This is a genomic window from Janthinobacterium sp. PLB04 (assembly GCF_021165895.1).
GTDB lineage: Bacteria > Pseudomonadota > Gammaproteobacteria > Burkholderiales > Burkholderiaceae_D > Janthinobacterium > Janthinobacterium lividum.
Genome location: NZ_CP088968.1, coordinates 203428 through 204042 on the forward strand (window position 1 = coordinate 203428; position 615 = coordinate 204042).

Sequence of the window (615 nt, forward strand, 5' to 3'; positions counted from 1 at the left end):
GCTGCACTTACATCAAATGCCCACACTTATCGACTGTTAATTGTTAAAGAACTGTATTCGGTACTGCTTTCGCGCTATCGACAAAGCGTTGTGTTTGTCAGCTGCGAAGAAGGAAGAGTATGAAGCATTTTGCTAAATCCGTCAACCTTCTTTTTACTACCTTCACCGTTTCCAGTGATCCCGTTGTTTCGCAAACTGCAGCGTCTCATTGGGGAGGCGAACTATAGCAAAGCTATACGCAGGCAGCAAGGTTTATTCTAAGAAAGTGTGAAATTTAATGATGTGATGCCAGACCGCTATCAAATTGACTAGGTAATACCATCCGGAATGCCCTGGTGGCCATTGACGCTTGCCTATTAATGAACGGATTCACGGGCAGCTGCACCAGGTCGGCACCGGCCAGGCGAGGACAGCAGCCTCAATAATGGTTTGAACAGCAGTTGATGTCTGCATTTCTGGTAATACCTGGAGTTCGCCATCACAAACCGCCAGACGAAAAAAAACCCCACCATTGCTGGCGGGGTTTTTCTCTTACTGCGAATAACAAGCCTGACGATAACCTACTTTCACACTGGTTGCAGCACTATCATCGGCGCAAAGTTGTTTCACGGTCCT